A 25,691-nucleotide genomic window follows, 5' to 3' on the forward strand; every position below is an offset into this window, starting at 1 on the left:
ATCTCCTGCTAACGTCTTGTTTTTTCGAAACAAAAGTCCCTCGTCCGAGGCATATTGCCGTGCCCGTGACTGAGTTAGCATCGCCCCGGATTTGGACTTGCCACAGGGGTATTCATGAGCAAAGGCTATTGTTTGGCGCTGCTGCTAAGCGCTGCCGCATTGATTCACACGGGGTTGGCGCAGGCCGGCGCGATTGACGACGCCGTTCGACGCGGCGTGCTGAAGGTCGGCACCACACCCACCTATGTGCCCTTCGAAATGACCGACAAACAGGGGCGAATCATCGGCTTTGAAATCGACCTGCTCAAGGTCATGAGCCAAGCACTGGGTGTGGAACTTGAGTTGGTCGCAGTGCCCTACACCGAGCTGGTGGCGGGGTTGCAGGCGAAGAAATTCGACCTGATCGGCAGCGGCATGACGGTCACCCAGGAGCGCAACCTCAAGCTGAATTTCAGCGACTCGTTCATTGTGGTCGGCCAGTCCGTACTGTTGCATCCGAGCCTGGCGGGCAAGGTCAGCAGTGTCGAAGACCTGGACGACGCCAGCTACCGGATCGCCACCACCGAAGGCACCACCGGCGAGCTGGCGGCGCGACGGTTTCTAGGGGCGGCCCGACTCAGCAGCTTCTCAACACCGGAGGAAGGAGTACGCCAAGTGGTACAGGGCAAGGCAGATGCTTTTATTTATGACGCGCCCTACAACCTGATCGCCCTGAACCGCCCGGAAAACACCACGCTACTGGCGCTCGAGCAACCTTTCACGTTTGAACCGCTGGCGTTTGGCTTGAAAAAAGGCGATTTCGACAGCCTCAACTGGATCAATCATTTTCTCAACCAGATTGCCCAGGACGGCACCTACGATCGTCTTCACGATAAGTGGTTTAAAGACACCGCCTGGCTGGCGGAGATCGACTGAAAGTCATAACTGCTTACATATCAAACCGTTGCTTCCATCGACCTTGCATGTGTCTACATCTGCCCTTTGCTGCGCGGTTGTGGGGCTTTTCCGACATACGCCGACAACAAATAGCCGTGAAACCTTTGTGACAGCAGGCGAGTGGGTTAGGATCGCACCCCGAAATGGTGCAGCCCGTTTGCGCGCCGACCTCATAAGAATCGTTCAGGGGACTTGATGATGAAAAAGTATCTTTCGATGCTGCTGCTTGGCGTCACCGCGCTGGTCGCGGTCAATGCGGCCCAGGCCGGCGCCATCGATGATGCGGTCAAGCGCGGCACGCTGAAAGTCGGCATGGACCCGACCTACATGCCGTTCCAGATGACCAACAAACGCGGCGAAATCATCGGTTTCGAAGTGGACATCCTCAAGGCCATGGCCAAGTCCATGGGCGTCAAGTTCGAGCCAATCTCCACCGGCTACGACGGCATCATCCCGGCCCTGCTGACCAACAAGTTCGACATGATCGGCAGCGGCATGACCCTGACCCAGGAACGCAACCTGCGCCTGAACTTCAGCGAACCCTTCATCGTGGTCGGCCAGACCCTGCTGATCCGCAAGGAACTGGAAGGCACCATCAAGTCCTACAAAGACCTGAACGACGAGAAATACCGCCTGACCTCCAAGCTCGGTACCACCGGCGAAATGGTGGCCAAGAAGCTGATCTCCAAGGCCAAGTACCACGGCTATGACAACGAGCAGGAAGGCGTGCTGGACGTGGTCAACGGCAAGGCCGATGCCTTTGTGTATGACGCGCCGTACAACGTTGTGGCCGAGAAAAAGGTCGGTAACGGCAAGCTGGTCTACCTGGAAGAACCCTTCACCTTCGAACCTTTGGCGTTCGGCCTGAAGAAAGGCGACTACGACAGCATCAACTTCATCAACAACTTCCTGCACCAGATCCGCAACGACGGCACCTACGATCGCATCCATGACAAGTGGTTCAAGAGCTCCGAGTGGCTCAAGGACATGGAATAAGGCTGGTTTGTAGTGAGCGGGCGGTGCGACGATTCGACAAGCCCGCTCACTACACAAAGGCGTTTGCCTTAGACTTTTTTGGATGTTGAGTAATGAAACAGAAAAAAGCCCAATGGCCCTGGCACCTGCTGACCGTGGTCGTGCTGGTCGGCCTGGCCGGCGCCTTGTACTACGCCACGTCGCTGATGTCCTACGAGTGGCGCTGGAACCGTGTACCGCAATACTTCGCCTACCAGGCTGAAACGTCCCAGCGCGCCGCTGATATCTCCACGGTCGTCGAGCTGGTACGCAAAGGCGATATCGCCGAAGTGACCTTGCGCAACGACGCGGGCGCCGAGCAAAAGCTGACCGTTGCCGACAACAGCCTGCAAGTGGCGCGTGACGACGATGTGGCCGAAGGCGATGTGGTCGGCGTGACCCGCCATTGGGCGTTGGGCCCACTGATGTGGGGTTTGTGGACCACACTGTGGCTGTCTGTTGTCTCTGGCATCCTTGGCTTGATCATCGGCCTGGCGACCGGGCTGTGCCGCTTGTCCAGCAACCCGACCTTACGAGATTTGTCGACGATCTACGTCGAACTGGTACGCGGCACGCCGCTATTGGTGCAGATCTTCATTTTCTACTTCTTTATCGGAACGGTGCTCAACCTGTCCCGTGAATTTGCCGGGATCGCCGCGCTGTCGCTGTTCACCGGCGCCTACGTGGCGGAAATCGTCCGCGCTGGCGTGCAGTCCATTACCCGTGGCCAGAACGAAGCCGCGCGGTCCTTGGGCCTGAGCGCGAGCCAGTCAATGCGCCATGTGGTATTGCCGCAGGCGTTCAAGCGCGTGCTGCCGCCATTGGCTGGGCAATTTATCAGCCTGGTGAAAGACACTTCGCTGGTCTCGGTGATTGCGATTACCGAATTGCTCAAGAGCGGCCGTGAGGTGATCACCACCTCGTTCTCGCCGTTTGAAATCCTGTTCTGCGTCGCAGGCCTGTACCTGCTGATCAACCTGCCGCTGTCGAAAATGGCCAGCCGGCTTGAGCGGAGGCTCGCGCAAAGTGATTGAAGTCCGCGATCTGGTAAAAGTCTTCGACACCCGTGGGCAGGTGGTCCGCGCGGTCGACAACGTGACCACCCAAGTGGCCAAGGGTGAAGTGCTGGTGGTGATCGGCCCGTCCGGCTCCGGCAAGTCCACCTTCTTGCGCTGCCTCAATGGCCTGGAAGAATTTGACTCGGGCTCGGTGAGCATCGACGGCCTGCAACTGGCCGACCCGAAGACCGACGTGAATGCCTATCGCCGCGAAGTCGGCATGGTGTTCCAGCATTTCAACCTGTTCCCCCACATGACGGTGCTGGAAAACCTGTGCCTGGCGCAGAAAGTCGTGCGCAAGCGCAGCAAGAAAGAGCGCGAGGCCAAAGCCCTGGCGTTGCTGGAAAAGGTCGGAATTGCACAGAAGGCCAATGAGTTTCCATCACGCTTGTCCGGTGGCCAACAGCAGCGCGTCGCGATTGCCAGGGCCCTGGCGATGGACCCCAAGGTCATGCTGTTCGACGAGCCCACCTCGGCGCTGGACCCGGAAATGGTCGGCGAAGTGCTGGACGTGATGAAGACCCTGGCCCTGGAAGGCATGACCATGGTCTGCGTTACCCACGAAATGGGCTTTGCCCGTGAAGTGGCTGACCGCGTGCTGTTTTTCGATCATGGCAAACTGCTGGAAGACGCCGCCCCGGCTGCGTTTTTCGATGCGCCGAAAGACCCACGGGCCCAAGCTTTCCTGCGTCAGGTCCTATAACCTGAATTTGCCCACCAGCGCTTGTAGATCCAGGCTCAGCCGGGTTAGTTGAACACTCGCCGCCGCCGTCTCCTCACTGGCGGCGGCAGTTTGTTCGGACACATCGCGCACCTTCAACACACTGCGATTGATCTCTTGCGCCACCGCGCTCTGCTCCTCGGCGGCAGCGGCGATCTGCGGGTTCATTTCCTGGATGATCGACACCGTGCGGATAATCGCCGCGAGTGCATCGCCTGCATCACGGCTCAGGTCGACGCTGTAGTCAGTCAGGGCGCGGCTGCCGTCCATGATATCGGCCACCTGCTGGGTGCCGGTGTGCAATCCGAGTATCAGCCCTTCGATCTCTTCAGCGGATGCCTGCGTGCGTAAAGCCAGGCTGCGCACTTCGTCTGCGACCACGGCAAACCCTTCGCCTGCCGAGCCAGCCCGCGCGGCTTCAATGGCGGCGTTCAACGCCAGCAAGTTGGTCTGCTGCGACACGGACTTGATCACGTCCAGCACGCCGCCGATCTTTTGGCTCTCCTGTTGCAGTGCAATCATCGCCTGGCCGGCGCGCGCCATTTCGTGGGCCAGATGACCAATCTGCTCGACGGCCTGCCCGACAACCTTGTCGCCAGCCGTGGCTTGTTCATCGGCCTCCCTGGCCGCCGCCGAGGCTTGTTCGGCATGTCGCGCGACCTCCTGGGCAGTGGCGAGCATTTCATTCATCGCGGTGGCCACCTGGTCGGTTTCGTCCCTTTGGTTACTGACCCCGGCGCGGGTCTGTTCGGTGACGGTGGAGAGCTGGGTGGCCGCGCTGGCGATCTGCCGGGCGCTGTCGCCGATGCCGCTGATCAAACTGCGCAGGTTGCGAGACATTTGCGCGATGCTTTGCTGAAGTTGGCCGAGTTCATCCCGACGCTCCACCACCAGGTTGTCGCTCAGGTTGCCCTCGGCGATGCGGTTCGCCGCGGCCAAGGCCTGACGCAACGGTAGGGCGATTTGCCGGGCGATCCACCAGGCCGCCAGCGCACCCAGCAACAGTGCGGCAACCGTGACGCTCACCAGCAACAGGCGAGTCTGTTGCGCCTCACCGTCACGCTTGACGATTTGCCCCTCGCTCACCCGGTCGGTTTTTTCGAGCAACTGGTTGAGTTGTTGCTCGAAGCGGTTCTGCACGGTTTCAGTCGTGACTTGAGCGTCCTTCAGCGCCAGTAACTGCGCGCGATAATTGGCCAGGTCGGTTTTGAGCAGCGCCGAGTCCACGGGCAGCTCCGTGACGGCGGCTTGAGCGATGTCCAGAGCATCGAGTGTTGTACCGAGCACTTCGACATAGGCTTTTAGCGATTCGGCAGCCCAGGCAGGGCTGCGGGCACGCTCTTCAGCTTGTTCCATGGTTTGCCGCAGGTTCTCGATGGCATCGAGTGCTTTTTGATCCTGCTGGTCGGGTAGTTCACTGGCTAATTGGGCGAGGGTGTCGCTGGCTTGTAGGGCGGATTTGCGCAGCACAGGCCGGGTGGTTTCGCGTTGTTCGATCAGCGGCGACAGTTCAACGAGTGCCGTTTTGAAGCTGACCACCAAACCCTTCGCTTCCTGGATACGTTGCAGGTCGGCTGTGTCTTTCAGGTGGTTTTGCAGGTAGTCGAGGTGCTGGTCGATTTTTTCGATCTGCAATTTCATTTTGCTTAGGCTGGCGGTGTCCGTCAGGGTGCGGTACACGATACGGTCGGCGCGCATGGCTTCTGCCACCGCGGCCAGCTTGCCCAGCTCGGTCAGGTTGCCCGAACGAAATAGCACGGCATTCAAGGCTTGCCAGCCGGTCATGGCGATGATGAAGCTGAGGATCAGCACCTGACCAAAACCCAGGGCGAGTTTGAGTCGGACGCTGGCATTGACCAGCAAGCGGGTCAGCCGAGAAAACATGATGAACCTCCGAATCTGAAGAAGCGTTTCGCAACAAAGGAAACGCTAATTCGATTCGGTGTAACGCTGGGCTGATAACTACGTAGGACGTTTCACAAATTTTGGATCAGATCCGGAAACGCCCCACCAGCGTTTGCAGGTAAATCCCCAGGCGGGCCAGCTCGGCGCTGGATGCAGCGGTTTCTTCACTGGCCGACGAGGTCTGTTCCGACACATCGCGCACGTTCAACACGCTGCGGTTGATCTCTTCCGCCACTGCGCTTTGTTGCTCGGCGGCCGTGGCGATCTGTGAGTTCATCGCCTGGATGGTCGAGACCGTGCGGGTGATGCTTGCCAAGGCGCTGCCGGCACGGCGGGTCAGTTCGACGCTGCTGTCGGTCAAGCCACGGCTGTTGTCCATGATGGTCGCCACTTGCTGCGTGCCGCTTTGCAGGCCGACGATCAGCTCTTCGATCTCTTCGGTGGACTTCTGGGTACGTTGGGCCAGGCTGCGCACCTCATCCGCCACCACGGCGAAGCCACGCCCGGCTTCACCGGCACGCGCAGCCTCAATCGCCGCGTTGAGGGCCAGCAGGTTGGTTTGCTGGGCCACGGACTTGATCACGTCGAGCACGCTGCCGATCTTGTCGCTTTCGCGCTTCAGGTCGCCCATGGCGACCGTGGAGTTGCCCACCTCGGTGGCCAGGCGTTCGATCTGGGCGATGGCTTCGCCGACCACCTTGTCGCCTTCACGGGCCTGCTGGTCAGCCGCCACGGCGGCTTCGGAGGCCTCCTCGGCGTTGCGTGCCACTTCCTGCACGGTCGCGGTCATTTCGTTCATGGCGGTGGCGACCTGGTCGGTCTCGACCTTCTGGCTGTTGACCCCGGCGCTGGTCTGTTCGGTCACGGCCGACAGTTGCTCGGCGGCGCTGGCGATCTGGGTGACACCGTCGCTGATACCACCGATCAGCTCGCGCAGGCCGACGGTCATGCTTTGCATGGCGCGTTGCAGCTGGCCCAGTTCGTCCTGGCGCGTGGAGGTCAGGTTGTGGCTCAGGTCACCGGAGGCGACGCGCTCGGCCACCTTGAGGGTCTGGTTCAGCGGAATGACGATCTGGCGGGTGATCGCCCAGGCGGCCACCAGGCCGAAGATCAACGCCAGCACGGTCGCCAGCAGCAAGAGTTGTTTGGCCTGCGCGGCGTCGGTGTCGCGCACCACGGTTTGCGAGGTGGTGAGTTTTTCGCTGTGGGCCTGCAGGATGTCACCCTGGGCGCTCATGATTTTCAGCGCCTCGGCGGCGGCGGTCTGGGAGTCGCGGTACTGGCTGACGGCCGCGCGGTAGGCCTGCAGCGAGGTGCTGGCCTGCTGCAGGTTGGCCTGATACTGCGCGGGCAGTTGGCCTTCCAGTTCGGTGATCTTCTTGATGGCGTTATCAATGGCATCGAGGGCCGGCTGTTCAGCCTCGACCTTGGCGCTATAGGTGTAGCCGCGCACCTGGAAGCGCGCTTGCTGAATCAGTTTGCTCAGGTCGACCACGCTGTTGAACTGGGTGACGCTGTCGCCTTGCAGCAGGCTTTTTTCGACCTCGCTGACTTTTTCCACGGCGTTGTCGGCGGTGTCGCCCAGTTTGCTGCGGGCACCTTCACGCTTGAGCCCGGCCTGGACCATGGCGGCAAAGGCCTTTTTATATTGGTTCAGGGCGTCTTGTTGCTGCTCCACCAGGGCCTTGTCGTCGGGTTGCTCGATCAGGTCGGCGGCGGTTTTCAGGCCGCTGTCCAGTTTGGTGATCAGGTTGTTGACCGCGTCGGTGCCTTGTTCGCCGCGACGCATTTCGAAGTCCAGGCGCGCCAGGCGCAAGTCCTTGGTCAGGCCGTTGAGGCTGGAGATATAGCCCAGCTTGTCACCGCGATTGATCACATCGCCCAGGCCGGTCCAGCCGGTGAAGGTGATCAACAGCGTCAGGATCAACACCAAGCCAAAGCCTACGCCCAGCTTGCGATTGACGCTTACATTCCCCAGCTTTTCGGCTAACCAACGATACATGCTGCGAACTCCCCTGGAACAAGGCTTGGACTTATTAAGAGCTTATCGGCAGCGTAGGTGAGTTCTGTAGGAACAAGGTCGAATGTCGGAGAGGGTTTGTGTGGTGAGCGGGCTTGCCCCGCGCTGGGTGGCGGAGCCGCCCTAAACCCAGGCATCGCGGTCTTGCTGATACACTGCGGCGTCCTTGTTGGGGCCGCTGCGCAGCCCAGCGCGGGGCAAGCCCGCTCACCACAAAAAGCCCATCCATCCGGAGTAAGCGGGGTTAGAACAAGCGGGCGAGCAGGGCGGTGACGGCGGTTTCGACGCGCAGGATGCGGGCGCCGAGCTGCACGGGCTGTAAGCCGGCCTTGGTCAGCAGGTCCACTTCGTAGGGGATCCAGCCGCCTTCCGGGCCGATTGCCAGGGTCACCGGCTCGTCCAGCCCGCGTGGGCAGGCCGGGTAATCACCGGGATGGCCGATCAGGCCCAGGGTGCCCGTGGTCATGGCTGGCAGGCGGTCTTCGACGAAGGGTTTGAAGCGTTTTTCGATGATGATGTCGGGCAGGATCGTGTCTCGTGCCTGTTCCAGGCCGAGGATCAGTTGCTCGCGAATCGCTTCGGGTTCCAGGAATGGGGTTTGCCAGAAGCTTTTTTCGACGCGGTAGCTGTTGAGCAGCACCACTTTGGGCACGCCCATGGCGGCCACGGTCTGCAGCACCCGACGCAGCATCTTCGGGCGCGGCAGCGCCAGCAGCAGGGTCAGCGGCAGTTTGGCCGGCGGCGGTTGGTCGAAGCTGACGTGCAGCTCTGCTTCCGCTGCTTCCAGACGCAGCAGTTGGGCATTGCCCATCTGCCCGCCGATGCGGCCGACGCGCAGGCTGTCGCCGACGGCGGCGCGATGGACTTCCTGCATGTGCACCAGGCGCCGATCACGCAGCACCACACGGTCGGCCGCGATGAAGTCGGCCTCTTCGAGGAGCAGCAGGTTCACGGCTGGGTCGCTGGCGGCTGGTCGTCGTCGGGTTGGTCATCCGGGTGTTCGCCGCGCTTGCTGATCAAGCCGCTGAACAGGATGCCGATCTCGAACAGCATCCACATCGGCACGGCCAGCAGGGTCTGGGAGAAGATGTCCGGCGGCGTAAGGATCATGCCGACCACGAAGCAGCCGATGATCACGTACGGGCGGATTTTCTTCAGGTACGCCACGTTGACCACGCCGATCCATACCAGCAGCACCACGGCTACCGGGATTTCGAAGGCCACGCCAAAGGCGAAGAACAGCGTCATCACAAAGTCGAGGTAGCTGGTGATGTCAGTCATCATTTCCACGCCGGCCGGGGTGGCGGCGGCGAAGAACTTGAAGATCAGCGGGAACACCAGGAAGTAGGCGAACGCCATGCCGGTGTAGAACAGCAGGATGCTCGACACCAGCAGCGGCACGGCGATGCGCTTCTCATGCTTGTACAGGCCCGGCGCGATAAAGCCCCAGATCTGGTGCAGGATCACCGGGATCGCCAGGAACAGCGAGACCATCATGGTCAGCTTCAACGGCGTGAGGAACGGCGACGACACGTCGGTGGCGATCATCGTCGCGCCGGCCGGCAGGTATTGGCGCAGCGGCGTGGAGACGAAGGTGTAGATCTGCTGGGTAAAGGCGAACAACCCAGCAAAGATGATGAAGATGGCCGCTACGCAACGCAGCAGGCGGGTACGCAGCTCGGTGAGGTGCGAGACCAGCGGCATATGCTGGTCGTTTTCCGGTTTATCAGCGCTCATGGGGCTCGCGGCGGCAATGTAGGGTCATGGGGCGCGGGCGACGCGGTGGGCGTCGGCGCAGGCTCGGTGGGCGCGGTCGGTGCCACGGGGGCGGCTTCGGCAACCGGTGCAATGCTGTTTTCAGGCACAGGCTCCGCCGGTTTGGCGGGCTCCTGCACCGGCGACAGAATCTTGCGGGCCTCCTGCTCCAACGACAGGATGTGCTCGTTGTGCAGTTGCCGGCGGATCTCGTCCGCGCCGATTTCCCGTTCAACTTCCTGTTTGATTGCGTTGAAACTGCGTTTCAGGCGCCCGATCCACAGGCCGGCCGTGCGTGCTGCACCGGGCAGGCGTTCCGGCCCCAGTACCAGCAGGGCCACGAGGCCGACGAGCAGCAGTTCAGAGAAGCTGATACCAAACATTAGTCAGTGCTCACGAGTCTTTGCGGGTCGGCTCTTCGACTTTCTCAGCCTGCACGTCGAAGGTGCGACGCTCGGTGATCGGCTGGGTGGCCTGCGGGTGCACAGGCTGCGCCGGAGGCACCGGGTTGGCGGCCGGGTCGGCGGGTTTTTCGTCGTCGTTCATGGCCTTGCGGAAGCCCTTGATTGACTCGCCCACGTCAGTGCCCAGGTTTTTGAGTTTCTTGGTGCCGAACACCAGTACCACCACCACCAGAATGACGATCCAGTGTTTCCAGTCAAAAATGCCCATGCTGCAAATCCTCAAGTCTTAGTTATTCAGGCGGACGGGCGCGAGGCTTTCTCGGCATGCCCGGACAAGCCGAAGCGTCGGTCCAGTTCATCCAGCACAGCCTGCGGATGCTGCCCCAGTTGGGCGAGCATGACCAGGCTATGGAACCACAAGTCAGCGGTCTCGTAGATTACATCGCTGTAATCACCGCTGATTTGCGCGTCCTTGGCTGCAATGATGGTCTCGACGGATTCTTCGCCGAGCTTTTCCAGGATCTTGTTCAAGCCCTTGTGGTACAGGCTGGCGACGTAGGAACTGTCGGCATCCGCGCCTTTGCGGTCTTCCAGCACCTGGGCCACGCGGTTCAGGGTATCGCTCATGTCTAGTGTCCTGCCGAGTAAATGGCGTCGGGGTCTTTGAGCACCGGCTCCACAACCTTCCATTCGCCATTCTCGAAAACGCGATAGAAGCAGCTGTGACGGCCGGTGTGGCAGGCGATGTCGCCGATCTGCTCGACCTTGAGGATCACCACGTCGGCGTCGCAGTCGATGCGCATCTCGTGCAGGGTCTGCACGTGCCCGGACTCTTCGCCCTTGCGCCACAGTTTGCCACGCGAGCGTGACCAGTAGATGGCGCGCTGCTCAGTGGCGGTGAGGCTCAGGGCCTCGCGGTTCATCCAGGCCATCATCAGCACGCGCCCGGTCTTGTAGTCTTGGGCAATGGCCGGCACCAGGCCGTCACTGTCCCACTTGATCTCGTCCAGCCAGTCTTTCATGTTCGGCTCCGGCAATTTGCGACAGTGTATAACCGGATTGGCTATCGACGCACGATCAGATAAACACCCACGGCGACCATGATGCCAGCCGGCCAGTGGCCCAGTTGGTTCAGCGGGCCACCGATGGCCAGCATCACCCCGCCGACCAGGTGCGCAGCGCCCAGCAGGCGCAGGAACCAGTCGTCCTTGCGCTGCTTCCAGGGCGGCGCCGGGTCCTTGGCGTGGGGCTGGGACATGCGCTCCAGCAGGTCGCGGGTCATGTTGGCCAGGTGCGGCAGTTGTTCCATCTGGCTATGCAGGTTGCCCAGCACGGTTTTCGGGCTCATACGCTCGCGCATCCAGCGTTCGAGGAACGGCTGGGCGGTGTTCCACAGGTCAAGGTCAGGATACAACTGGCGGCCCAGGCCTTCGATGTTCAGCAGGGTTTTTTGCAGCAAAACCAACTGCGGTTGCACTTCCATGTTGAAGCGTCGCGCGGTCTGGAACAGGCGCATCAACACCTGGCCGAAGGAAATATCTTTTAACGGTTTTTCAAAGATTGGCTCGCACACGGTGCGGATCGCCGCTTCGAATTCGTTGAGCTTGGTTTCTGCCGGCACCCAGCCCGAATCAATGTGCAACTGCGCCACGCGGCGGTAGTCGCGCTTGAAGAAGGCGAACAGGTTGCGCGCTAGGTAGTCCTGGTCTTCCGGGGTCAGGCTGCCGACGATGCCGCAGTCGATCGCAATGTACTGCGGGCTCCACGGGTTCACGGTGCTGACGAAGATGTTGCCGGGGTGCATGTCGGCGTGGAAGAAACTGTCGCGGAACACCTGGGTGAAGAAGATCTCCACGCCGCGCTCGGCGAGCATCTTCATGTCGGTGCGCTGGTCTGCCAGGGTTGCGAGGTCGGTGACCTGCACGCCGTAGATGCGCTCCATCACCAGCACTTTCGGGCGGCACCAGTCCCAATACACTTGCGGCACGTACAGCAGGGGCGAGCCTTCGAAGTTGCGCTTGAGCTGGCTGGCATTGGCGGCTTCGCGCAGCAGGTCGAGTTCGTCGTAGATGGTTTTTTCGTAGTCGGCGACCACATCCACCGGGTGCAGCAGGCGCGCATCGGCCGAGAAACGCTCGGCGGCGCGGGCGAGGATGAACAGCCACGCCAGGTCCTGGCCGATGATCGGCTTGAGGCCGGGGCGGATCACTTTCACCACCACTTCTTCGCCAGTCTTGAGCTGCGCCGCGTGCACTTGGGCCACGGAGGCCGACGCGAGAGGCTCGACGTCAAAGCGGCTGAAGACTTCGCTGATCTTCTTGCCCAATTGTTCTTCGATCAGCGCCATCGACTGTTGGGAGTCGAACGGCGGTACGCGGTCCTGCAGCAGCATCAGCTCGTCGGCGATGTCTTCAGGCAGCAAGTCGCGGCGGGTCGAGAGGATCTGTCCGAACTTGATGAAGATCGGCCCTAGGTCCTGCAACGCCAGGCGCAGGCGCGCGCCACGGCTGAGCTCCAGCTTCTTGCGCGGGAACCAGCGCCACGGCAGCACATAGCGCACCGCCAGCAGGAACCACGGCAGGGGCAGGGCGAACAGCAGGTCATCGAGTTGGTAGCGGATTACGACGCGCTGGATACGAAACAAACGGCGGACGGCGAGCAGCTTCATGCGTTATCGCTTGGATCAAGGGAACGGCTCAGGCGCTCGAAGCGGGCCTCAAGGCGTTCCAGGTCGATTTTGGCCTTGTCGAGTTCACGAAAGCGCGCTTGCGCTTCCCGTTCTCCGACCAGGGTGCGCGATTCTTCGCTCAGGTATTCGGCGAGGTTCTGGTTGAGGCTGGCGAACCCTTGTTGGTACCAGCGCGAACGACTGCGCAGGTGCCCGCTGATCAACTGGGTGGCGACGGGGCCGATCCAGCGTGACAGCTCGTATTCCCAGTCCAGTTCCAGGTCTTGCAGCACGGCGGCCAGGTCCATCAGCACCGAACTGTCGCCTTCCAGCTCCACTTCGGCGCTGTGCAGGATGGCGGTCTTGTTGCGGCTCAGGGCCAGGTGCAACAGGCTCGATGCCGGCGCACGCAGGGTGCAGTCGGCTTCGGCGGCCCACTGGGTCGCGAGCATCAGGCCTTCATCGCTGGGCAGGATAAACAGCTGCAAGGCGGGGCTACGGCAGTCGACGGCAATCACTTTGCCATTGAGGTGCGCAAGCCGCGCCAGGGCGGTGCTGTCCAGGCGCAGCACACGGTTGAGGCCGTGTTCAACGCTGGCGAGAAAGCCTGCGAGCAACATCAGGGCTTGATGCCACGGTGCAGGGCGACGATACCCGAGGTCATGTTGTGGTAGGTCACGCGGTCGAAACCGGCTTCTACCATCATCGACTTCAGGGTTTCCTGGTCGGGGTGCATGCGGATCGATTCGGCCAGGTAGCGATAGCTCTCGGCGTCATTGGTGATCAGCTTGCCCATCAACGGCATGAAGGCGAAGGAGTAGGTGTCGTAGACCTTGGACATGATGGCGTTGGTCGGCTTGGAGAACTCCAGCACCAGCAGGCGGCCACCCGGCTTGAGCACGCGCAGCATCGAGCGGATCGCGTCTTCCTTGTGGGTAACGTTACGCAGGCCGAAGGCGATGGTGACGCAGTCGAAATGGTTGTCGGGGAATGGCAGTTTTTCTGCGTCGGCCTGGACGAATTCGATATTGCCGGCCACGCCTTTATCCAGCAGGCGGTCGCGCCCGACCTTGAGCATCGAGCCGTTGATGTCGGCCAGTACCACTTGGCCAGTCGGGCCCACCAGCTTGGAGAACTTGGCCGCCAGGTCACCCGTGCCGCCGGCGATGTCCAGCACACGGTTGCCAGGGCGAACACCCGACAACTCGATGGTGAAACGCTTCCACAGGCGGTGCATGCCGCCCGACAGTACGTCGTTCATCAGGTCGTACTTGGCCGCGACCGAGTGGAACACCTCAGCGACTTTTTCCGCTTTCTGGCTTTCCGGGACGTTCTTGAAGCCGAAGTGAGTGGTGGGTTCGGCATCGCTGCCTTTGCGCTGATCAGTCATATCGCTGTCACCAAAAGAGAATGCGGGACATGATAATCCCCAAGGCCTGCTTTGTCTTGGCAAGGCTGCAGGTAAGATGGGTGGTCACCGAGACCTTTTGCCGCATCGAAGGTATTCACGTCCCTATAAAGAGGAGTCATTGCAATGGCCCGTATAACCGTTGAGCGCGCACATTCACTGGGTAAAGAGGGCGCGCGGGCGAAGGCCGACAAGTTGGCGCACAAACTCAAAGAGCAATATGGCCTGGAGCCGTCGTGGTCCGGCGATACCTTGAACCTCAAGCGTTCGGGGGTTAAGGGCACGGTATTAGTCACTGAAGATTCGTTGCGCATCGATGTGGAACTGGGCCTGTTGATGTCGGCCATGAGTGGCACCATCAAGTCCGAAATCGAAAAAGCCCTGGATAAAGCCTTGGTGTGATCCGTCTGTTCTTAGGGTGCCGATTCTAATTTTCCAGCCTACTTTGTGCCCAAGCCCTCAACTCCTGCGGGCCGTTCCTCCCCCCTAATCTGCGTGAGGTGCACCATGGCCAAAGTTATCCTGAAGAAAAAAATCGACGCCCAGACCACTACCCTGAGCGAGGTTAAATCCTACGCCCGCAAGATCTGGCTGGCAGGACTTGGTGCTTACGCCAAGGTTGGAAGCGAAGGCGGCGAGTACTTCAAAGAGCTGGTTAAGACCGGTCAACATGTTGAAAGTAAAGGTAAAAAAGTTGCAGTTGAACAACTTGAGGCCGCCAACAGTCAGATTGACCAAGTAAAGAGTAATGTCTCCTCCGTCAAAGGTCTGGTAGAAGTTCAGCTGGATAAAGTTGAAAAAGCTTTTGATACTCGCGTTGCCAGTGCCTTGAATCGAATCGGCATTGCGTCTAAACATGACGTTGAGACACTCTCTGCTAAGCTCGAAGAGCTGACGACATTGCTAGAACGTGTCGCGCGTAAACACTAAGGAGACATCGGGATGGCTGTTAAAAAGACTACTCAGAAAGAAGGCAGCTCGTGGGTCGGGGAAGTTGAAAAATATTCCCGTAAGATCTGGCTTGCTGGTTTAGGCGTGTACTCGAAGGTTAGCAGTGACGGCGGCAAATACTTCGAGACTTTGGTCAAGGACGGCGAGAAGGCCGAGAAGTTGACCAAAACCACGGTTGGTAAAAAAGTTGAAGCCGCCAAGGCAACTGCCGGCTCCGCCAAGTCGAGCATTTCTGACACGTGGGGCAAGTTGGAAGAAACTTTCGACAAGCGCCTTAACAGTGCCATTTCGCGACTGGGCGTGCCGAGCAAGGCAGAGCTGAAGACGCTGCACAGCAAGGTCGATACCCTGACCAAGCAAATCGAAAAACTGACCGGCGCTAAAGTGGCTCCCGCGAAAACGGCTGCTGCCAAACCGGCTGCCAAGCCTGCGGCTAAAACCGCAGCGGCCAAACCGGCTGCGAAATCGGCCGCCAAGCCTCTGGTAAAAGCGGCCGCCAAGCCGGCTGCCAAACCCGCTGCCAAGGCTCCCGCCAAAGCGGCGGCTAAACCAGCCGCCAAGCCTGCGGCAAAAACCGCCGCTGCCAAACCGGCCGCCAAGCCTGCCGCTAAACCAGTTGCCGCTAAAGCTGCTGCCAAGCCAGCCGCCAAACCAGCAGCCAAGGCCGCCGCTAAACCAGCCGCCAAGCCTGCGGCCAAAACTGCAGCTGCAAAACCCGCTGCCAAGCCAGCCGCTGCGAAACCTGCAGCCAAGCCGGCCGCCGCTAAACCGGCTGCCAAGCCTGCTGCAGCCAAGCCAGCGGCAAAACCAGCCGCCGCGAAGAAGCCAGCAGTTGCAAAAAAACCAGCAGCACCCAAGCCTGCTGTTGCGGCCAAGCCTGCAACGGCGCCAACCGCTTCCACAGCCAACTCGGTGTCCGCACCGACCCCTGCTGCTGTGACCCCGACTGCAACGCCGGCAACCCCGACGCCATCCAGTCAGTCCTGATTTTTCCCAGGACACAAAAAATGCCCGGCCTGCAAAGGCCGGGCATTTTTTTGCGTCTGTATCAGTTGTAAGTGATAGACACGGTCACAGCGCTGGCCAAGCTGCCTTGAGTGATGGCTTCACCGGTTTTATGGTAAGCCGCTGCAAGCGCAAGGACAGCTTTGTTGCCGCTGGTTGCAACCGTTCGGCTGCGCTGGTCAGGGGTGCCATTGGCCGGGATGGTTGAAAGCGCGGGTGCGCGATGCGCCAGTAACAGCGCGGTGCCTTTCGAGCCACCGGTATTGGCAAATAATTCGCCATTCCCCGCTGAGGGCGTGCCGGTAAACAGGAAGATCACGTTGCGGATATCGGATTCACAGTCGGCGGAGACCTCGAAATCGAGCTGCCCGGCGGAGGGGGTCGCGTCCAGGTCGGAAATCTTGATGGTTGGCAAGGTAATGGTGCGGTTCTCGTCGCCGGCGGCCAGGTTGCAGGTGCCGGCGTCGACCTGCCCGGCAAAGGTCAAGGTGCCGGTTGTCGCGGCCTGGGCGCTGAAGCTGGCGAGCCCGCCGGTCATTGCCAACAGAAGGGGAATGCTGCGTAGGTACATCGGGTTTTCCTCAGGTTTCAGTTGTAGGTGATGTTGACGGTGGCGGTACTGGCCAGGGAGCCTTGGCTGACCGTGCCGTTTTTGTGATACGCGGCGCTAAGTGGCAAGACCGCGCGGTCGCCGGACACCGCCACGGTGCGTTCTTCGTTGGCGCTGATGGTCTGGGGCACGCCGTTGAGGCGTGAGTACAGCCACAGGTCTACGCCGCCGGCAGTGCCGGTGTTGTCGAAGAGCAGGGGGTTGCCCGGTGCCGGGGTGCCGCTGAAACGGAAGGTGACGTTGGTCGCATCGCTGCACTGGGCGGTCAGCTCGAAGTCATGTACGCCCGTGTAGACAACGTCCTTCAAGGCGCTGGCTTGTATCGTGGGGAGCGTGATTGTGCGGTTGACGTCACCGGCGGCCAGGTCGCAGGTGGCGGCGGGCCTGACAAAGCGCACCGCGTTGCCGAGGTCAAGACGGTAAACCTCTGGGGTGTGTATCCAGCGGTGCTCCCAGAGGTTTCCGGCCGGGATCGTTCCGTCTGTGACAGGCCCCATTTTGTAAAAGTGCGCCGTCGCAGAGGTGTAGCTGGGGATCTTGCCGTAAACCTGCTGGGGCGGCTGGGTGTGAATGGCGAAGAACGCTTCGTTGACCCCGTCGGCCCACGTCAGGGAAATGCGTACGCCAATACCGGGGACCTCGGTGCGGTAAATGTTGGAGCCTGGGTATCGCTGGTCCGGGTATCGCCCGACATACCATCGGCGCACAGCCACAGGGCAATTGGCGACGAAGGCCGGAGACGGACCGCTGAAGGCCTGGCTGGTGATGAGGCTCCCGTCAGGCAGGCTGTCCGGCACCGTGATGGTCGCCGGCAGGTTGAGGGTCAGCGTCGAGTCTGGATACCGATCGCAATACGCTTGGGCGGTCAGCGGCAGGCTCAGTACTGTCAAAACGAATTTGATGGAGTGTTTCATCTTCAGTCCCGTCGTAAGAAATAGGGCGTTCGAGCGCGCCTGATCAACCGTTGGCCGCGGCTTGGCAAGTGCCTGCGTCCAGATGGCGCAATCGGTTGCCGCCCTCCGGCCCCCGCTGCGGGCCCACGCCGTATTGCAACCGGCAAGAAGCATTGGCCCCCCACTTGACCTTCAACTGCCCCTGCGGGCGAGAGACCCGCACAAAGGCTTTACCGCCTTGCCCGACAATGCCCACGCTGGCGCCGTCTTCATCGAACACATCCGAACCGAAAGGCAGCGAGCTACCGTCCTCGCGCAGGGCCGTGATCAAGATCGCCTGGCCGCTGACCGTGTCGAATTGCAGCTTCACCACCGAGCCCGCACGGGGTGCGACGTTTTGCGCGGCGGTCTTGAGCTCTACGTCGACGGACAGGTCCTTGGGGTCCAACTCGACCACGTTCTGGCGATAGGGAGTGAGGTGGGGCACCACGGCATAACCGCGCTTGCCGACCTGGGCGCCGTGGTTGCCGTTGATCCGCGCACCCTGCGCGTCCGGCGCCTGGACGATGCCAAGGGTGTCGCCCAGTTCCGGGGCGAAAATCACGCCATCGGCGTGGGCGACGATGCCGCCGGTCATGCCCAGGGAGGTCGCACGGTAGGCGTTGCTTTGCCCGAAACCGGCGGACAGCACGCCATGGCTCGCCTGGTATTTCATGTCGGCGGTCACTGAGTTGCTGCTGCCCTGCGTGCGACTGCCGCCCACGCCGTAGCTGAATTGGCTGCGTTCGCCCAGGGTGCCGCCGAGGTTCATCCGCTCACCGCTGCTTTGATCGCCGCGATAGGCGGTGGTGGTCAGGGTAGGTGCGCGAGCGTCGCTGCCCAGGGGCAGGCTCAGGGTCAGTTCCACTTGTTTGTCGACCCGATCACTCAGCAGATCCTTGGTGCGCTGGGCACTGACGGTGTAGTGCAAGCCCTTCCAACTGCCGCTGTAGCCGGTGGTGAAGGTCAGGTTGCCGCTGCTGCGGTTCCAGTAGTTTTGCGAGGAGCCGGTCAGGTAGACCGTGCCGTTCGCCAGGCCTTGGTTGAGGCTGATGTCCATCCGGTCGCGCAGGCGCGAGACGTTATCCAGGTTGTTGCCGTCGATGGCGAGGTCGCGAACCCGTGCAGCGTCGGCGACGCTCAGAAAGCCTTGCGTGGAGTAGCGGTAGGCGCCGAGGGCAAAGTGGGTGCCGGTGTCGGTGAAGTTCTTGCTGTAGCGCAACTGCAGGCTTTGCCCTTGGCGAGCGCCGTGGCCGGGTAGCGCTGCGTTCGAGTGGGTCAGGTCAAGGGACAGTGCGCCATACGGTGTGTTGAACGCCGCCCCCAATAGCTGCGACAGATAGTCGTCACCCGCCACCGCCCCGGTGTAGCCGGTCAGCAGGTTGCTGAGGCCGTGCTGGTAAGTGGCTTGCATCAGCCTTGGGGGATGGCGCAGGCCGATTTCGTCGAGCAGGCCGGCGCTCAGCGAATAGCGGCTGTGGCCTGTGCGCAACAGGTTGGCGTTGGCGGCGAACGGCACGATGAATTCACGCTGACGGCCATCGGCCTCGGTCACTGTGACGGTCAAGTCACCGCCATAGCCGGTGGCAAACAAGTCGTTGAGCACGAACGGGCCAGGTGCGACCGACACTTCATCCAGCAACACACCGCGCTGACGCACGGTGACCCGCGCGTTGGTCTCGGCGATGCCGCGCACGACCGGGGCAAAGCCGGTCTGGGAATCCGGCAGCATCCGATCATCGCTGAACAGGCTGGCACCGCGCAGGCGCACGCTGTCGAACAACTGGCCTGGGGTATAGATCTCGCCGACCATCAGCTGTGATCGCAACGGGCTCAATTCGCGCTGCACATAGGTGCTGCTGCTCTGGTAGCCCGCGACGGCATCGGTCTGGCTGAAGCTGCCGTTGTGGCGCCAGTGCCAGTCACCCAGGTTGAGCCCGGTGTTCAGGCCCAAGTAATGAGAGTCGATGGAGCGACCATTCGTACGCGTCGTGAAGGTGTTGGCGTTGTAGCGCACAAACGCCGCATCGACCCCGCCGTCCCAGTGTTTGGGGTCGACATACCCGCGCGCTTTACGCGCCAGGTAGATCTGTGGAACCTGCAACGTCAGGCGGTTTTCGCCCGAGTCGAATTGAGCGGTGCTGCCTGGCAGGTAGGTTGCAATGTCTTCGCAGGGGGCGAATGCGGGAATAGGCGCCTGACCGGCTTCGGCGGGTTGATTGTGCGGCGCCTCCAAGTCGATGCCGAACCTGAGCACGGCGTCGCGCTCCAGGCACATCTGTGCAGCGTCCCGGCCCTTGACCGCGACGAACGCCAGGGTTTCGCGCCCGATCCATTGGCCATTGAGATAAACGTCGGTGCGGTAACTGCCGGGCAGCACCACGTTGCCCTGGCTGAATTTGGCGATATCGACCTGCCGGCCGCCCACGCCATCCGGAAAGAAGGCGGGGTTGAACCCGACGTTCTCGGCACCTTGGGCGCCCACGGCATAGGCGCTGCTCAGCAGCCAAAGGCAGCGCGTCATCAGCGTCCAACGATGACGTGCAAGGAGCCAGCTGTTCGGGCTGGCGTGGGTGTTCAGACTCATGTGTACCCTTTCCAAAAAGTGGGCGCTGTCCGAATTCGGGCAAAGCAAAGCCCTGCCCCGAGAAATGGGCATCAGACGAACGTGTGCGGTGAGGTCAGTCGTCGGCCAGACTGGCCGTGTGGGTCATGTCGAGAGCGGGCTGCTGTGGGTGCTGCGCACGCCGTAGTCGTCGAGCGTCTGGAACTCCACCGTGGCGGCGCTGCCCGGCGGTTTTTTGAGGCTGGGTAGTTCAAAACGCGTGCGACCGTCAGGCGGCACCATGTTCCCGGCACCAGAAGCCGAGGGTTTGCGTGCATGACGCTGCTGAGCGTCCAGTACGTCGACCTGCTCGAAGGTCACGTGATAGGGCGTGGGGTTATAGACTTCCAAGGCCTGGCCGTGCTCGGTCGACTCACGCCGCCATTGCAGTTTTCCGGGCGCGGCGTCGACGCCATACGGCAGGTTCGGTGGCCGGAAAAACAGCTTGATCCGCGAACGGAAGGCCAGTTGCAGCTGATTGGCCTCCTGGGAATGCGCGGGCACCTCCAGCAGGTTGAACCAGAACAGGCTTTCCCGTTCCGTCGGCAGGCTGTCACCCGTGTACGCCAGGCGTAGAACCTGTTGCTTGCCCGGTTCCATACGAAAGATCGGCGGCGTGGCGATAAACGGCACCGTGGCCCGATCCGGGGTGGAGTGTTCGTCACCGCTGTCCAGCCACACCTGGATCAGCACGGGCGCCTGGTTCTTGCTTTCCAGCCGGACCGTCACCTCCTTGTCGTCCTGTGGGTAGATGATCCGGGTGCTGCTGATGACCACGCTGGCCTGCGCGGCGGCGCTCAGCAGTGCAAAGGCCAACGCGATCAGGCGGGCCGACAGGTGTGAAGCGAAAACGGCGTTCATGGTCTGTTACCCGGCGACTGGAGGCGTAAGGTCTGCCGAGTGGCGAACGCGGGCACCGAAGTCGCTGACGGCGGTGAATTCGACCTTGAGCGCACCGTTAGGGCGTTCGCGCAGCGACGGCAGCGCGAATACTTTCACGTCGCCGGCCGGCATCATCAGGCTGTCGTTGGCTTCCTTGTTGGCGGCTTTGCCGAAGCGCCTTCCTTCGCTCACCAAGACCACTGAACTCAGGGAAACATGGTACGGCGTGGGGTTGGTCGCTTGCAGGGCATAGCCCTGGTGGTGGGCAACCAGTTTCCATTGCAACTTGGACGCCGCGCTGCCCACCGAGTAAGGCAATGCCTGCGGTCGCAGAAACACCCGCAAGCGAGTGCGAAAGGCCAATTCGATCTGGTTGTTCTGTTCGGCACCGGCGGTCAGCGGTGGGACTTCCAGCACGTTCAGCCAGTACAGGCTTTCGCGGTCGGCGGCCGCGCCCTCCCCGGAATAGCGCAGGCGCAGCGCCTGTTGCTGGTGCGGCTCGATGCGGAAGATCGGTGGCGAAACGGTAAACGGCGTCTGCGCCGTGGCTGGCGTGGAGCGGATGTCGCCCGTGTCCAGCCAGGTTTGTACCAGGGCCGGGCGGTCACCTTTGTTTTCCAGGCGCACGACCACTTCCTGCTGATCGGCGGGGTAGATCACGCGGGTGCCATAAATAATGACCCCAGCCTGGGCGGGAAATGCGTGTAGCAGTAACCCTGCGATACCCCAGGTGGCAAGCGCGAGGCAGACCAGCTTTTTCATGCTCAATGTTCTCTACGAATCAGGCGGATGGGCCTGCCTGGCAACTGCAGGCCCGCTTGCGGTTTAGTTGTCGTACACGACCATGAAGCCGACGCGGGTCTTGACCGTGCCTTCAGTTGCGGCACCGCTGGCGTACATCTGCGCGGCCAGTGGGATGACCGCCTGGTTGTCGGCGATCACTACGCCTTCGGATTTTTCGGTGTAGACGTTGATCGGCAAGCCGTTACGGTTCGTCACTTCAACCTGGACGTTCTTGGCGTTGGTGGTGTCGGACGGGTCATCGTAGCCGTCGATGTTCAAGCGTCCGGTTGCCACATCAATGGCCGGGCTGGTGGGGTCGAAGGCAACCATCGCGGTGCGGCCGTTGGTGCAGCCACCTTCGCCAGGCGCACCAATGCGAATGGTGAAACCGGTGAGGTTGGCGCGATCACCCGGCTTCGCCAGGCGTGCGGCAGACACACCGCCGAGGTTGACGTCTTTGACCACGGCACCGGTGCCCGGCGCTGCGCCTTCGATGGTGCAGGTCGTATCGTTCACCAGCCCGGTGAAATTGATGGTTCCGTCGTTGGCGGCGTGTGCCGTTTGCGATACGGCCGCAGCCAAGGCAAGTGCGGCGGCAAGGGTGGAGAAAGTGTTGACTGTCATAGAGCTCCCAATCGTGAGTTATTTGCGTAACCCGCCGCACAGTGATGTGCTGCATCGGTAATTTGTTTCGTTTTTTTACCGAATTGCGGGGAGCTCTAATTTGGCTGGGAACGTTAACGATGCCTATAGAGATGTAACGAGATTTATCTCGTAATTGTTCGAAGTCCAAAATATTAATTAAAACAATTGTATGGGTCTGCGTCTGTAAGAATCAGGTGTAAGGCATATATGTAGGATTAAGTTGTAAGGGCGGGTCGAGTTGATTTTTCTATGTTGAAGCATCAAAAAAGCTGCGCTATACCCTGTTCGTGCAATGAGCGTATTTGAACTAAGTTGTACCTACTTGGGCGAACTTTCTGGTGGCCGATATGCACACCATCATGTTGTTGGATGATCACGAGATGGTTCGACAGGGGATCGAACTGGGCCTGCGTAAAGAGACCGATCTGGATGTCATCGGCTCATTCAGCACGTCCAGGGCGTTACTGGATGCGCTCACACAGCGACCTGCGGATGTGGTGGTGATGGACTTTACGCTGGGGCCGTCGGACATCGATGGCCTCAGCCTGATCCAGATGCTGAGCCGGCGCTTTAAGCGCTGCAAGGTGCTCGTTGTGTCGTCGCACTGCACACGTGCAAGGGTCACGCTGGCGCTGAAGGCTGGAAGCCTGGGGGTACTGGGCAAGACCCAACAGCTCACGGAATTGGTCGTGGCTATTCGAACCGTCGCCCAAGGGCGGATTTACCTGCAACGTTGCATGTTGTCGGTATTGCAGGAGGGTGAGTCTGCTTTGCGGCAGATGAATATCGAGTCGAAACTTGAAACGGCTATGCCGTTGCGATTAAGTGGCGCTTTAACGCCCAAAGAACAAGAAGTATTGCGTTGTTTTTTGGATGGCATGTCCGTGAACTCAATTGCGGCAAAGTTTTCGCGCAGTGCAAGTACCATCAGTACACAAAAACAATCGGCTTATCGAAAGCTGGGGATCAGGACCGACAGTGAACTTTTCATGTTCACTAAACAGTTTGGTCGACCTGATTGATTTCAATGAGTCTTTAAGTCGGATTGTCCAGATAACGCAGCGCCCATTGCTCTGTGGCCTGTCGTGCCGGCGACTGCAGATGGGGCGCCACCAGCATCATGATCTGGTAGATCACTACTTGCACCTCACCTTCGCGATCGAGAATCCGCTGGTAATCCAGGGAGAACAGCAAGGTCATGGTGATTTGCTCAACCAGTTGCCCCAGCGCCTGGGTGTCGCTGACCAATTGCCCGGCGGCCTTGAGCCGTGCCAGCAGAGACGCCAAGGTCCGTTTGAGCGCCGTCAGCAGGTTGCGAATGCCCTTGGCCAGCTTTGGCAGGCGTCCCGCCAGGTTCGACAAGTCCTGGAACAAGAACCGGTAATGCGCCATGCGCTCGACGATCAGGTGCAGGAACAGCCAGTAATCCTCGGCTTCCAGTTGCGCGTCCGCCGGAGGGTCGAGCAGGGGCGCCAACTCATTCTGGAAACGCTCGAACAACCCGAGCACCAACGGTTCCTTGCCATGGAAGTGGTAGTAGAGGTTGCCGGGGCTGATCCCCATTTCATTGGCCACCTCCATGGTCGACACGTTCGGCTCGCCCTTTTGGTTGAACAACTGCAGGGCACATTCAAGGATACGGTCGCGGGTCTTCATCCAGTCTTCTTAATGTGATCGTTGAGCTCAGCGCACGCGCACATAGGTGCCGGGCGCCGCTTCCATCGGTGGGTAATTCTGGTTGCCCAGGGCGGTAAGGGTTTCCCGTTGCGCGCCGGAGCGCTGCTGGATCCAGTCCAGCCACTGCGGCCACCAACTGCCTTCGACGTGGTTGGCGTCGTAGTACCAGGCGCGCGGGTCGCTGCTCAGCTTGGGGTTCTCGACGTAGTTGGCCTTGGGGTTGCCCGGCGGGTTGAGAATGCTCTGGATATGCCCGCTGTTGGACAGCACGAAGCGCCGCTCGCCGCCCAGCAATTGGGTGGAGCGATACACCGCGTCCCACGGCGTGATGTGGTCGTTGATGCCCGCCACACTGAAGCTGTCCACCGTGACCTTCTGCAAATCGATCGGCGTGCCGCACACTTCCAGGCCACCGGGATGACTCAGCGGGTTGTGCTTGAAGAAGTCCAGCAGGTCGCCGTGCAGCGCGGCGGGCAGGCGCGTGTTGTCGTTGTTCCAGTACAGGATGTCGAAAGCCGGCGGTTCCTTGCCCAGCAGGTAGTTGTTGATCCAGTAGTTCCAGATCAGGTCATTGGGGCGCATCCAGGCGAACACCTTGGCCATGTCGCGGCCGTCCAGCACGCCTTGCTGGTAGGAGCGGCGCTTGGCGGCTTCCAGGGTTTGTTCATCGGCGAACAGGGTGGCGGGGCTGTCGATCTGGCTGTCCAGCAGGCTCACCAGGTAGCTGGCGCTGGAGATGCGGCGCAGCTGGCGCTTGGCCTGCAGGTGGCCTTGCAGCGCGGCGATGGTCAGGCCACCGGCGCAGGCGCCCATCAGGTTGACCTCGCGGGCGCCGGTGATCGCGCGGCACACGTTGAGGGCTTCTTCCAGCGCAGCGACGTAGGTGGACAGGCCCCATTCGCGATGCCGCACATCCGGATTGCGCCAGCTGACCATAAAGGTCTGCAGGCCATTCTTGAGGGCGTACTGCACAAAGCTGTTGGCGGGGCTCAAGTCGAAAATGTAGTACTTGTTGATTTGCGGCGGCACGATCAATAGCGGCTTGGCGTACTGCTTTTCGCTCATGGGTTTGTACTGGATCAGCTCCAGCAGCTCATTGCGAAACACCACCGAGCCTGGGGTGGTGGCGACCGTCTTGCCCACCTCGAAGGCGTGCTTGCTCACCTGGCGCGGCAGGCCATTGTTGTGCAGCAGGTCTTCGAACAGGTTGGTCACACCGCGCACCACGCTGTTGCCGCCGGAATTGAGCAGTTCCTTGATCGCCAGCGGGTTGAGCAGGGTGTTGGAAGGGGAGACCGCATCGTTGATCAACGAGAAAGCAAAATGCGCTCGGGCGCGGTCATCGGCGCTCAGGTTGCTGTCATCGATCCAGTGGCGCGTCTGCTTCTGCCAGCTCAGATAGGCTTGCAGGCTACGCCGGTACAGCGGATTGAGTTTCCAGGTGGGGTCGGTGAAGCGGCCGTCGTTGGGGTTGGGTTCGTGCACGGTTTCACCGAGCAGCACGCGGCCCAGTTGACCGCTCAACGCCCAGGCATGGCGAGCGGTATGCACCGGGTTGCGCAAGCCATGGGCGGCCACGCTGCGCAGGGTCGACAGCAGGTCCCGACCGCGCAGGCCGGTGATCGCATTTTGCGCATTGATGAACGCGGCAGGGGTGGGCGCCGGGTTCGTCACGGGTCTTTCTCGCATGAGCCAACACTCCTTCGTCAAGC

The 25,691-nt window shown here is 60.9% G+C and carries 27 protein-coding genes; 8 read left to right on the forward strand and 19 right to left on the reverse strand.

Annotated elements, in window-relative coordinates; all coding sequences use genetic code 11:
• Positions 1-114: 114 nt before the first annotated feature.
• The 4 genes from H096_RS08925 (at position 115) to H096_RS08940 (ending at position 3,711) form a co-directional block, all read left to right on the forward strand.
• A complete protein-coding gene (locus H096_RS08925; protein WP_033897728.1) occupies positions 115-915 on the forward strand; it encodes a transporter substrate-binding domain-containing protein in 801 nt (266 codons plus the stop codon).
• A 219-nt stretch (positions 916-1,134) separates the two neighbouring features.
• Positions 1,135-1,932, forward strand: a complete 798-nt coding sequence (locus H096_RS08930; protein WP_025999974.1) for a transporter substrate-binding domain-containing protein — start codon at positions 1,135-1,137, stop codon at positions 1,930-1,932.
• A gap of 92 nt (positions 1,933-2,024) precedes the next feature.
• A complete protein-coding gene (locus H096_RS08935) occupies positions 2,025-2,984 on the forward strand; it encodes an amino acid ABC transporter permease (RefSeq protein WP_033897729.1) in 960 nt (319 codons plus the stop codon).
• On the forward strand, positions 2,977-3,711 hold the full coding sequence (locus H096_RS08940; protein ID WP_033897730.1) for an amino acid ABC transporter ATP-binding protein: 735 nt from the start codon (positions 2,977-2,979) through the stop codon (positions 3,709-3,711). Before H096_RS08935 ends, H096_RS08940 begins: the two co-directional genes overlap by 8 nt.
• Here the strand turns inward: H096_RS08940 and H096_RS08945 are convergent.
• The 11 genes from H096_RS08945 to ubiE all read right to left on the reverse strand — a co-directional run bounded on the left by H096_RS08945 (position 3,706) and on the right by ubiE (position 13,871).
• Entirely contained in the window at positions 3,706-5,613 is a 1,908-nt protein-coding gene (locus H096_RS08945; RefSeq protein WP_033897731.1) for a methyl-accepting chemotaxis protein, read from the reverse strand. The two genes, H096_RS08940 and H096_RS08945, sit on opposite strands and share 6 nt — an antisense overlap.
• Before the next feature lie 106 nt (positions 5,614-5,719).
• Positions 5,720-7,636: a methyl-accepting chemotaxis protein gene (locus H096_RS08950; protein WP_033897732.1), complete on the reverse strand. Its 1,917-nt coding sequence runs from the start codon at positions 7,634-7,636 to the stop codon at positions 5,720-5,722.
• A gap of 262 nt (positions 7,637-7,898) precedes the next feature.
• Entirely contained in the window at positions 7,899-8,606 is a 708-nt protein-coding gene (locus tag H096_RS08955) for a 16S rRNA (uracil(1498)-N(3))-methyltransferase (RefSeq protein WP_033897733.1), read from the reverse strand.
• Complete coding sequence (gene tatC / locus H096_RS08960; RefSeq protein ID WP_010213805.1) at positions 8,603-9,391, reverse strand: twin-arginine translocase subunit TatC; 789 nt, start codon at positions 9,389-9,391, stop codon at positions 8,603-8,605. Before tatC ends, H096_RS08955 begins: the two co-directional genes overlap by 4 nt.
• Positions 9,388-9,792 (reverse strand): Sec-independent protein translocase protein TatB, encoded by a 405-nt coding sequence (tatB, locus tag H096_RS08965; protein WP_033897734.1) that lies wholly within the window; start codon positions 9,790-9,792, stop codon positions 9,388-9,390. Before tatB ends, tatC begins: the two co-directional genes overlap by 4 nt.
• Before the next feature lie 10 nt (positions 9,793-9,802).
• Complete coding sequence (locus H096_RS08970; protein WP_003171180.1) at positions 9,803-10,081, reverse strand: twin-arginine translocase TatA/TatE family subunit; 279 nt, start codon at positions 10,079-10,081, stop codon at positions 9,803-9,805.
• A 26-nt stretch (positions 10,082-10,107) separates the two neighbouring features.
• Positions 10,108-10,440 (reverse strand): phosphoribosyl-ATP diphosphatase, encoded by a 333-nt coding sequence (locus H096_RS08975; protein WP_003187881.1) that lies wholly within the window; start codon positions 10,438-10,440, stop codon positions 10,108-10,110.
• Between the two features lie 2 nt (positions 10,441-10,442).
• Positions 10,443-10,835: a phosphoribosyl-AMP cyclohydrolase gene (gene hisI, locus H096_RS08980; RefSeq protein ID WP_033897735.1), complete on the reverse strand. Its 393-nt coding sequence runs from the start codon at positions 10,833-10,835 to the stop codon at positions 10,443-10,445.
• 41 nt (positions 10,836-10,876) lie between these two features.
• Positions 10,877-12,481 (reverse strand): ubiquinone biosynthesis regulatory protein kinase UbiB, encoded by a 1,605-nt coding sequence (gene ubiB / locus H096_RS08985; RefSeq protein ID WP_033897736.1) that lies wholly within the window; start codon positions 12,479-12,481, stop codon positions 10,877-10,879.
• A complete protein-coding gene (locus H096_RS08990; RefSeq protein WP_033897737.1) occupies positions 12,478-13,101 on the reverse strand; it encodes an SCP2 domain-containing protein in 624 nt (207 codons plus the stop codon). The genes ubiB and H096_RS08990 overlap by 4 nt, the downstream gene beginning before the upstream one ends.
• Positions 13,101-13,871 carry a bifunctional demethylmenaquinone methyltransferase/2-methoxy-6-polyprenyl-1,4-benzoquinol methylase UbiE gene (gene ubiE, locus H096_RS08995; RefSeq protein WP_033897738.1) on the reverse strand — a complete coding sequence of 257 codons (771 nt, stop codon included), beginning with the start codon at positions 13,869-13,871 and terminating at the stop codon, positions 13,101-13,103. Before ubiE ends, H096_RS08990 begins: the two co-directional genes overlap by 1 nt.
• Before the next feature lie 144 nt (positions 13,872-14,015).
• On the opposite strand from ubiE, the gene H096_RS09000 reads away from it, so the two are divergent.
• From H096_RS09000 to H096_RS09010, 3 genes are all read left to right on the forward strand, one after another.
• A complete protein-coding gene (locus H096_RS09000; RefSeq protein ID WP_033897739.1) occupies positions 14,016-14,291 on the forward strand; it encodes a polyhydroxyalkanoic acid system family protein in 276 nt (91 codons plus the stop codon).
• A 105-nt stretch (positions 14,292-14,396) separates the two neighbouring features.
• The gene (locus tag H096_RS09005; protein WP_033897740.1) at positions 14,397-14,819 is read left to right on the forward strand and encodes a phasin family protein; all 423 of its coding nucleotides are present in this window, start codon (positions 14,397-14,399) and stop codon (positions 14,817-14,819) included.
• 12 nt (positions 14,820-14,831) lie between these two features.
• Positions 14,832-15,827: a phasin family protein gene (locus tag H096_RS09010; protein ID WP_033897741.1), complete on the forward strand. Its 996-nt coding sequence runs from the start codon at positions 14,832-14,834 to the stop codon at positions 15,825-15,827.
• 61 nt (positions 15,828-15,888) lie between these two features.
• Here H096_RS09010 and H096_RS09015 read toward each other — a convergent pair whose 3' ends face one another.
• The 6 genes from H096_RS09015 to H096_RS09040 form a co-directional block, all read right to left on the reverse strand.
• Entirely contained in the window at positions 15,889-16,416 is a 528-nt protein-coding gene (locus H096_RS09015; protein WP_033897742.1) for a fimbrial protein, read from the reverse strand.
• A gap of 17 nt (positions 16,417-16,433) precedes the next feature.
• Entirely contained in the window at positions 16,434-17,369 is a 936-nt protein-coding gene (locus tag H096_RS09020) for a fimbrial protein (RefSeq protein WP_033897743.1), read from the reverse strand.
• Between the two features lie 43 nt (positions 17,370-17,412).
• Complete coding sequence (locus H096_RS09025) at positions 17,413-19,911, reverse strand: fimbria/pilus outer membrane usher protein (protein WP_241495490.1); 2,499 nt, start codon at positions 19,909-19,911, stop codon at positions 17,413-17,415.
• Between the two features lie 186 nt (positions 19,912-20,097).
• On the reverse strand, positions 20,098-20,853 hold the full coding sequence (locus tag H096_RS09030) for a molecular chaperone (protein ID WP_033897745.1): 756 nt from the start codon (positions 20,851-20,853) through the stop codon (positions 20,098-20,100).
• Between the two features lie 6 nt (positions 20,854-20,859).
• Positions 20,860-21,636: a fimbria/pilus periplasmic chaperone gene (locus tag H096_RS09035; RefSeq protein ID WP_033897746.1), complete on the reverse strand. Its 777-nt coding sequence runs from the start codon at positions 21,634-21,636 to the stop codon at positions 20,860-20,862.
• A gap of 63 nt (positions 21,637-21,699) precedes the next feature.
• Positions 21,700-22,281, reverse strand: coding sequence for a type 1 fimbrial protein (locus H096_RS09040; RefSeq protein WP_033897747.1), 582 nt, complete (start codon positions 22,279-22,281; stop codon positions 21,700-21,702).
• 368 nt (positions 22,282-22,649) lie between these two features.
• Between H096_RS09040 and H096_RS09045 the strand changes: the two genes are divergently transcribed.
• Positions 22,650-23,324, forward strand: a complete 675-nt coding sequence (locus tag H096_RS09045) for a response regulator transcription factor (RefSeq protein WP_237142545.1) — start codon at positions 22,650-22,652, stop codon at positions 23,322-23,324.
• Positions 23,325-23,337: 13 nt separating this feature from the next.
• Here H096_RS09045 and H096_RS09050 read toward each other — a convergent pair whose 3' ends face one another.
• Together H096_RS09050 and phaC are read right to left on the reverse strand one after the other, a co-directional pair.
• Positions 23,338-23,958 carry a TetR/AcrR family transcriptional regulator gene (locus H096_RS09050; protein WP_033897748.1) on the reverse strand — a complete coding sequence of 207 codons (621 nt, stop codon included), beginning with the start codon at positions 23,956-23,958 and terminating at the stop codon, positions 23,338-23,340.
• Positions 23,959-23,985: 27 nt separating this feature from the next.
• Positions 23,986-25,668 (reverse strand): class II poly(R)-hydroxyalkanoic acid synthase, encoded by a 1,683-nt coding sequence (gene phaC, locus H096_RS09055; protein WP_033897749.1) that lies wholly within the window; start codon positions 25,666-25,668, stop codon positions 23,986-23,988.
• Between the last annotated feature and the right edge of the window lie 23 nt (positions 25,669-25,691).

The sequence above is a fragment of the Pseudomonas sp. FH1 genome (assembly GCF_000510895.2).
Lineage (GTDB): Bacteria > Pseudomonadota > Gammaproteobacteria > Pseudomonadales > Pseudomonadaceae > Aquipseudomonas > Aquipseudomonas azotoformans_A.